This is a genomic window from Oleiphilus sp. HI0079, from assembly GCF_001635105.1.
The window spans coordinates 1-8,948 of sequence record NZ_LWFT01000113.1; the positions used below are offsets into that span (position 1 = coordinate 1).

The following is an 8,948-nucleotide window of genomic DNA, read 5'->3' on the forward strand; positions in this document are numbered from 1 at the left end:
CAAACGCCATTTACTGATCCTGGCGCGACCGCCTCCGATGCAGCCGATGGCGATCTATCTGGTTCCATCGTCCCAACTGGCGCTGTCGATCCAAATGTTGCAGGCACTTATACACTCACCTACAACGTCACCGACTCTCAGAGCAACGCCGCGCCGACAGTCACTCGTGACGTGATCGTGGCTGACCGCACCGCTCCAGTAATTACACTGAATGGCGCCGCTACGGTACAACACGAGCAAGGCACGACCTACACGGATCTTGGCGCAGCAGCGACCGATGTTATTGATGGCTCCGTCACAGTGAATGTTGCCAACGCCGTGAACCAGAGTACCGCTGGTTCATACACCGTGACTTACAATGCAGTCGATGCCGCGGGCAACGCAGCAACGCCAGTCGTACGAACGGTTATCGTCAGCGATACAACGGCCCCAACCATAACAATCACCGGCGCAAGTCCTCAAACCCATGAGTTTGGAGCCGTGTTTGTTGATGAGGGGGCTACTGCATCGGACAACATTGACGGTGACATTTCATCACGCATTGGCGCCTCTGGTTCCGTAAACCCTAATGCTTTGGGCACCTACTTCATTAGCTACAATGTCACAGACCTTTCTGGAAATGCAGCAGCCACAGCGACGCGAACCGTTGAAGTCGTCGATACCGGCGCACCGGTAATTACAGTAAATGGTGCAAACCCTCTATATCACGAACTCAACACTCCGTTTACAGACCCTGGTGCATCGGCAACCGACGCGGTAGACCCTTCGGTGACGGTTATAACGAGCGGCGATACTGTTGATGCCAATACGGCAGGTACTTACACAATTCTCTACGATGCGCAGGACCAAGATCTTAACGACGCTAATCAACGTTCTCGTACAGTTATCGTTGGAGATTTCACAGCCCCCGTTATTTCGTTAAATGGCGATAGCACAATTACTCATGAACAACTAACGCCATACGTAGACTTGGGAGCAACAGCGACTGACAATATTGACGGCGATATGGGTAACGTGCCCTCAACGGGCAGCGTCGCCTCAAACACAGCGGGCACTTATCTGCTGAGTTATGACATCAGCGACGCCGCGGGCAATGACGCTGTAACGGTCGTTCGGACAGTTATCGTTGAAGATACTACACCTCCGTCTCTGTCGCTCTCTGGTCTCGCGACCGTAAACCACGAACAAGGCACGCCTTATGTGGACCCAGGCGCGACAGCATCAGATAACCTAGATGGTAACCTGACCTCAAACATCGTGGTTAGCAATCCAGTCAACAGCGGCCTTGCTGGCACATATACAGTGTCATACAACGTCACTGATGCGGCGGGAAATCCAGCCAGCACTCTGACTAGAACAGTCATCGTAGCGGACACTGCTGCACCGACCATCAATATTAACGGTGCAACATCTATCAATCATGAGCAAGGAACGGCTTATGTCGACGCAGGCGCGACGGCGAGCGATTTAGTTGACGGGAGCCTAACCTCTTCAATTTCTACCGTGAACAATGTAAACAGTGCGGCAGCGGGTTCTTACACTGTGACATATAACGTGAGTGACGCTGCTGGAAACGCTGCAAGCACTGCTACGCGCACCGTTGTGGTCGCGGATACGACCGCTCCGATAATTCTTAGAACCGGCCCAGCTACGGTAAATGTAGAACAAGGAACGAGCTACACAGACCAAGGAGCAACCGCAACAGACACCGTAGATGGCGTACTTACAGGGTCTATTGCAACTGTGAATCCAGTTAATGTAAATGTAGCCGGATCGTACAGCGTGACATACGATGTTTCAGACGCTGCGAACAATGCGGCAAGCCAAGTGACGAGGACCGTTATTGTTGCCGACACAACGCCTCCAGTCATTACCCTCGTTGGCGCACCGACGGTGAACATTGAACAAGGCGACACGTACAACGACGCTGGAGCCACTGCCTCTGATTCAGTTGATGGCCCATTAACCGGATCTATTTCGACTAATAATCCAGTCAACACGAATATTCCCGGAACCTATACGGTCACCTACAACGTCAGTGACGTCGCAGGCAACTTTGCAGCCCAAGTGACTAGAACTGTCATCGTTGCCGACACTACTCCACCGGCAATTAGTTTGATCGGTTCATCGACGGTCAATGTAGAACAAGGTACAAGCTACTCAGATGCTGGCGCAACCGCATCAGACAGCGTGGACGGAGTCATTACCGCCAATATAACTGTAAGCGGAGACACCGTAGATCCAGCTACAGCGGGCTCTTACGTGATTCGTTATGACGTTACTGACGCCGCAGGAAACGCGGCACCACAAGTGACGAGAACGATCATCGTTGCGGACACAACGCCGCCTCTCATCACCCTCGCGGGAAGCGCACTCGTAAACCACGAGCAAGGCACCGCTTATTCTGATTCAGGCGCAACTGCGAACGATACTGTTGACGGATCGGTTTCAATCACAGTAGGCGGAGACACTGTTAACAGTGCAGTTGCTGGCACGTACACCATAACCTTTGATGCCGTCGACGCAGCTGGCAACAATGCAACTCAAGTAACGCGTACGGTCATTGTTGCTGACACAATGGCTCCTTTAATCTCACTCACCGGGCTAGCGAACATCGACCTTGAGCGCGGAGACAGCTACGTGGAAGATGGCGCGACGGCGACGGACTCGGTAGACGGAGCAGTAGCAGTGAACATCGGTGGCGATACAGTTGATGGAAATACGCCGGGAACTTACACCGTGACATATAACGCTGTGGACGCAGCTGGAAACAATGCAACTCAAGTTACGCGGACTGTCTCAGTAGCTGACACAATTCCACCGAGCATCACCTTGACGGGCTTGGCGAATGTCACACATGAACAGGGCGCCGTTTACTCAGATGCAGGAGCCACCGCAAACGACAGTTATGATGGCAACCTCTCTGGCAGCATCATTGCCACTGGTGTCAATTTTGATGTAAACACTGCAGGCGTCTATATCATTGAATACAACGTTCAAGACAGCTCCGGCAATGCAGCGGCTCCTGTAACGCGAACGGTTACAGTTGAAGACAACACAGCCCCTGTCATCACACGTACTGGCTCGGCAACGGTTACAGTGGAGCGAGGCAACAGCTACACGGATGCAGGTGCAACGGCTACCGACAACATTGATGGCGATCTCACAGGAAGCGTTGTAACGACCGGTTCAGTCAACACGCTCGTCGCCGGTAACTACACCATTACCTACAACGTCAGCGATACATCTGGAAACGCGGGAACCCCTGTACAACGCACGGTAACCGTCGAAGATACCAGCATCCCAACAATCACTTTAGCGGGTTCAGCGAATGTGAATCATGAACAGGGAACAAGCTACACCGATGCGGGAGCAACGGCTCAAGATCTTCCTGGCGAGAATATAAGCGGAAGTATTGTGGTTTCGGGTTCTGTCGATAGCAATACAGCGGGCATTTATGTTCTTACTTTTAACGTGAGTGATATTGCCGGAAACGCTGCAAATTCTGTTACGCGTAGCGTCAACGTAGCCGACACGACAGCTCCTGTAATCACATTGAACGGAGCATCTACAATTAATGTAGAACAAGGCACCAGCTATACGGATGCGGGCGCATCGGCAACAGACCTTGTTGATGGTAGCGTGACAGTAACCGTTGGTGGCGACACTGTAGATCCGGCAACTGCGGGAACCTACATAATTACTTATGATGCGATCGATGCAGCGACCAATAGCGCCATTCAAGTTACGCGTACTGTTATCGTCGCTGACACCACGGTTCCTGTTATTACCTTAACAGGCGATACCAACATAGATATCGCACTTGGTGATCTGTTTGTTGATCCAGGATATAGCGCCAGCGATAACATCGATGGCGACCTAAGTTCAAGCGTCTCGCCTACAGGTAACGTAGACATCAACACGGAAGGCACCTACATACTTAGCTACGATGTGAGTGATACAGCAGGTAATAGCGCGGTCACACAAACCCGAACAGTCAATGTAGTAACGCCAGTCACAATCTCTTTTGAAGCCGAAACAGCGACCATCTCTGGCGCACACACTGTCGCGTCAACGAACACGGGCTTCACCGGCTCCGGCTATATCGAGCATAGTGGCGAAGGCTTTGTAGAATATACGTTTAACGCCTTTGAATTACCGTACGACCTTGTTGTCCGCTATGCATGGGATAGCGGAGACCGCCCTCTTGAAGTGATTTTGAACGGGCAATCGTTAGGCACATTGTCATTCCCTGCAACAGGTAGCCTAACGACATGGCTCGATACGGCTTCATTTGCACTTACCCCCCAATCTGGCTCAAACACCCTTCGACTAGAAACGACCGGTTCAAGCGGTGCGAACTTAGATTCCATCAGCTTGACACCGCAATAGCAGAGGGTAAGCAAAATGAATAGTTGGAAAATTCTATTTGGCGCCCTTCTCATCTCAACGCTTACCGCTTGCGGTGGCGGTGGTGGTGGCGGTGACGCCATCTCCGGAGGTGGAAATCCGAGCGGTGGAGACGGCGGTGAAGATGGCGGCGGAGACACACCCCCTCCAGCGGTAACCTATAACACTGGTGTGTTCTTAGACAGTCCAGTAAAAGGGCTTCGTTACGCCACACCGACTCTTTCCGGTATCACCGATGTTGATGGTAGGTTTAACTATAACGACGGAGAGGTCGTTACCTTCTCATTGGGAGGAACCACTATTGGTTCGACGCCTGGCAGCGCAACAGTCACGCCTTTCAGCTTATACAGTGTCGAACCTCCTGAAAAAGAAAGGATCATTACCTCTGCGCTCTTTAATGGGAAATCCGTCCAAACGCTTGATAAAGCACTCAACATTGCATCACTACTGCAAAATCTAGATGCAGATCAAAACCCTGACAATGGCATTGACCTCGGTAATGCTGACGCCGTGCTCACAGACTTAACTTTAGATTTTGGCGAGTACAAAGCGATCGACTTTAACCAAAAATCGAACATGCGATCGATCCGTGAGGCTCTGGGATTGAGCAGTGAGCCTGTTGATTTGGAGAACATTGCAACCCATCTTTACTCAAGCTTAGGAATAGAAATCCAAGCTAGCGCTGCAGCTGGAACAACTGGGTCATCTGGTCTTCAGAGCAAGTTCTCGACAAACTTCGAGTACGATGAAGTAGGAAATGTCATTTTGGAAGAGATCGACACCAATGGTGATGGTCTTATCAACATTACAAAGACATATCGCTACGAAAACAACTTATTAGTAGAAACAAGCAACTCCAAGCTAAATACAACCGAAACGTTGTCCTACAACTCAGCGAAACAGCTTATCGAACGGCTAACCCGCTATGGAGATGGGCGTACTTCTGCAGAGACCTATGCATACAGCAACGGCCAAGTTACAGAGTTTTCTTTTGACGAAGATGGCGACGGACAGGCAGAACGCGTCACGTACTACTCCTATGATATGAACAGCCAGTTAGTCGAAACCAACATCGATAAAGATGGCAATGGCTCTATCGACATTAAGACCACGGCGTCTTACTTCTCGGATGGTAAGCAAGCTACCCACACGGAAGATGAAAATAATGATGGGGTCCCTAATTTAATCATCGCCTACGTATATGATGAAGACGGCAATCGTAAATCATTCAATATTAGCGTCGACGAAAATGCCACGCCATCAGAAACAAGTCTATTCACTTACTCCGGCAAACTCGTAAAAGAGTTCTTTGTGCTTGATGCAAATTACCGCCTAAAGCTCAAAGAAACCTACGTGTACGATAGCCAGGACAGAAGAAAGGAAGTGCGCAAAGATACAAATGGAGATGGCAAGATCAACGTACGCGTTCAATATAGGTACGACGAAGACGGAAACCGTATTCTAGCTGCAGAAGACCATAATAACGACGGAATCGCGGACAAGGTTTGGCGCCAATCTGTCAACAACTCCTCTCTAATCAGCCCATGGAGAAAGATTCTCCAACAAGGCTAGCTGACGAAATGGATAATCTTTAAGATTATTTATCTCATATCGCAATCCAAACTTCCCTAGGCACGCTATTCTTTGTAATATTGGTGGTCTAGGGCGACTGATGCAGTCGATTTTGGTCCCCAATAAAATTCAATATTGCGAGTCCTCCTCGCTTCTTTAAGGTATAAAATTAATGAGCTCACAAAAAAAATTTTTAAAGCTTAGTGCAGCCGCTCTCCTTGCAGGTGCTGCAAGCATGGCAAGTGCAGACAACATCAAAATTGCTTTAGCGGGACCTGTTACGGGCCCTGTTGCTCAGTACGGTGACTTGCAAATGATCGGCTCAAAGATGGCGATCGAAAAGATAAACGAAGCCGGCGGCGTGAACGGTCAGATGCTTGAAGGGGTTGTTTACGATGATGCGTGCGATCCAAAGCAAGCTGTAGCAGTTGCAAACAAAGTCGTTAACGACGGTATCAGCTTCGTGGTTGGCCACCTATGTTCGAGCTCAACTCAACCAGCATCTGACGTATATGAAGACGAAGGTGTTCTAATGGTTACTGCGGCATCGACAAGCCCAGACATCACTACCCGCGGCTATCAAATGGTATTTCGTACCATCGGTCTAGACAGCCACCAAGGCCCCGTTGCTGGCAACTACATTGCTGACAAAATTAAGCCTGCCAATGTTGCCGTCATACACGACAAGCAACAATACGGTGAAGGTATCGCTACGTCGGTAAAAGAGACGCTAGAGAGCAAAGGTATTAACGTTGTGATGTTTGAAGGCGTCACCTCTGGCGATAAAGACTTCTCGTCACTTATTGCAAAACTTCAAAAAGCGAATGTCGATTTCGTTTACTACGGCGGTTATCATCCAGAGCTTGGTCTAATTTTGCGCCAATCTGCTGAGAAAGGCTTCAAAGCGCAATTCATGGGTCCAGAGGGTGTTGGCAACAACGACATCAACGCGATTGCGGGTGAAGCTTCCGAAGGTCTTTTAGTGACACTGCCACCAAGCTTCGACAAGAACCCAGCAAATGCTGACCTTGTTCAGGCCTTCAAAGACAAAGAGCAGGATCCAAGTGGTGCTTTCGTATTGACCTCCTACTCAGCGGTTCAAGTGATGGCTGATGCGATGGCGAAAACGGGCGGCACTGACACGGACGCTATTCAGAAAGCAATGCGTGAGATGACTTTCAATACACCGACTGGTGAAATTGAATTTGACGAAAAAGGCGACTTGAAAGAGTTCAACTTTGTTGTTTACAACTGGCATGCAGACGGCTCTAAAACTGAAGCCAAGTAAACAGCGTTTGCATCTAAAATAATGAAAACACCTGCCAATGGCAGGTGTTTTTTTTGTTAAAAAAGGTAGGGAAAGATGCTCGAAGCATTTTTATATTTTGTACAACAGATTTTAAACGGTCTGACTATAGGCAGCACCTATGCGCTAATCGCAATCGGCTACACCATGGTGTACGGCATTATTGGCATGATTAACTTTGCGCATGGCGAAGTTTACATGATCGGAACCTATGTCAGTTTTGTGGTGATAGCAGGACTAAGCATGCTTGGCGTAGAGTTTGTGCCGCTTATCTTGGCAGCCGCTCTTATCGTGGCAATTATTGTTTCCAGCTCCTTTGGCTGGGCAATTGAGAGGACCGCCTACCGCCCTCTTCGCGGCGCTAACAGACTAATTCCACTTATTTCTGCTATCGGTATGTCAATCTTTCTGCAAAACTATGTTGTTCTCGCTCAAGGTGCACGTGATGTGGCGATACCACCCATCATTACCGGCGGCTGGACCTTTGGAAGTTCTGATGGTTTCCAAGCCTCACTATCATATATGCAACTGATCATTTTCGTCATGACCTTCATTTGCATGAGCGCTCTCACTCTCTTTATCTCAAAGTCACGATTAGGTCGAGCTTGCCGCGCCGTTGCAGAGGATTTGAAAATGGCCAACCTGCTTGGCATCAATACCAATCGAGTCATTTCAGTGACCTTTGTGATCGGCGCAGCACTCGCTGCAGTCGCCGGCTTATTGCTGGGTCTCTACTACGGCGTTGCAAATCCGCATATTGGTTTTATTGCTGGCTTAAAAGCATTTACTGCAGCGGTACTAGGCGGTATCGGCAGCATCCCTGGTGCGATGCTTGGTGGCATTATTCTTGGATTAACAGAAAGCCTAACCGCTGCATATATTAGCTCCGAGTGGAAAGACGCGGTGTCGTTTAGCTTGCTCGTACTCATCCTTTTGTTTAAGCCAACGGGCTTACTCGGCAAACAAGAGGTGGAGAAAGTATGATGCGCGCTAATCTAAATCACGCCATTTTCTCGGCCATTATTACGTTTATCGTTTCGTTTCCGCTGCTGGGTTTGAACCTTGTTACCGGCGGGACAAGCATGTCTATCGAAGGAGCCGATACAACCACCTTTACTTACATCGCGGCTGCCGTTGCAATAGTGTTCTTCTTTCAGCTGTTTCACGACAAGATTATGGGTGTCTTCAGCCATATCCCGACACCCGAAGTTGGTCATCTTTATAGTGATCTTCCTCAATCAAAAAAGAACAGCGTAGAAAAGTGGTTTACCATCGCTTTGGTTGCCCTTGCGATCATTTGGCCTTTCTTTGTTAGTCGTGGTTCAATCGACCTTGCAACACTGGTACTAATATATGTGATGCTCGGTCTTGGTCTAAACATTGTGGTTGGCCTTGCCGGCTTACTTGACCTAGGTTATGTCGCCTTTTATGCAGTCGGGGCGTACAGCTATGCACTTCTTTCTGAATATTTTGGCCTCTCCTTTTGGGTCGCCTTGCCGATAGGCGGTCTAATGGCGGCTTTGTTCGGCTTTCTACTCGGCTTCCCGGTATTACGCTTACGTGGAGATTACCTAGCCATTGTGACTCTTGGCTTTGGCGAGATCATTCGTATTGTTCTCTTGAACAGCACATCTGTAACCGGCGGACCAAATGGGATTGG

Annotated in this window: 5 protein-coding genes; all 5 read left to right on the forward strand. The window is 49.3% G+C overall.

From position 1 onward, the window contains the following. A partial coding sequence (locus A3750_RS01680; RefSeq protein WP_156498306.1) for an immunoglobulin-like domain-containing protein occupies positions 1–4,392 on the forward strand: 4,392 nt, incomplete at its 5' end. Positions 4,393–4,407: 15 nt separating this feature from the next. Further along, on the forward strand, positions 4,408–5,982 hold the full coding sequence (locus A3750_RS01685; RefSeq protein ID WP_068466554.1) for a hypothetical protein: 1,575 nt from the start codon (positions 4,408–4,410) through the stop codon (positions 5,980–5,982). Between the two features lie 172 nt (positions 5,983–6,154). After that, positions 6,155–7,270 (forward strand): branched-chain amino acid ABC transporter substrate-binding protein, encoded by a 1,116-nt coding sequence (locus A3750_RS01690; RefSeq protein WP_068547974.1) that lies wholly within the window; start codon positions 6,155–6,157, stop codon positions 7,268–7,270. A 75-nt stretch (positions 7,271–7,345) separates the two neighbouring features. Continuing rightward, positions 7,346–8,272, forward strand: a complete 927-nt coding sequence (gene livH, locus A3750_RS01695; protein ID WP_068452970.1) for a high-affinity branched-chain amino acid ABC transporter permease LivH — start codon at positions 7,346–7,348, stop codon at positions 8,270–8,272. Continuing rightward, positions 8,272–8,948 (forward strand): DUF3382 domain-containing protein (locus A3750_RS01700; RefSeq protein WP_231871672.1); only part of this gene is annotated, 677 nt, incomplete at its 3' end. The genes livH and A3750_RS01700, both read left to right, overlap by 1 nt.

Bases quoted from the DNA above. Each gene is read 5' to 3' on its own strand.
- livH (WP_068452970.1), top strand. From the start codon at position 7,346: ATGCTCGAAGCATTTTTATATTTTGTACAACAGATTTTAAACGGTCTG.
- A3750_RS01690 (WP_068547974.1), top strand. From the start codon at position 6,155: ATGAGCTCACAAAAAAAATTTTTAAAGCTTAGTGCAGCCGCTCTCCTT.
- A3750_RS01685 (WP_068466554.1), top strand. From the start codon at position 4,408: ATGAATAGTTGGAAAATTCTATTTGGCGCCCTTCTCATCTCAACGCTT.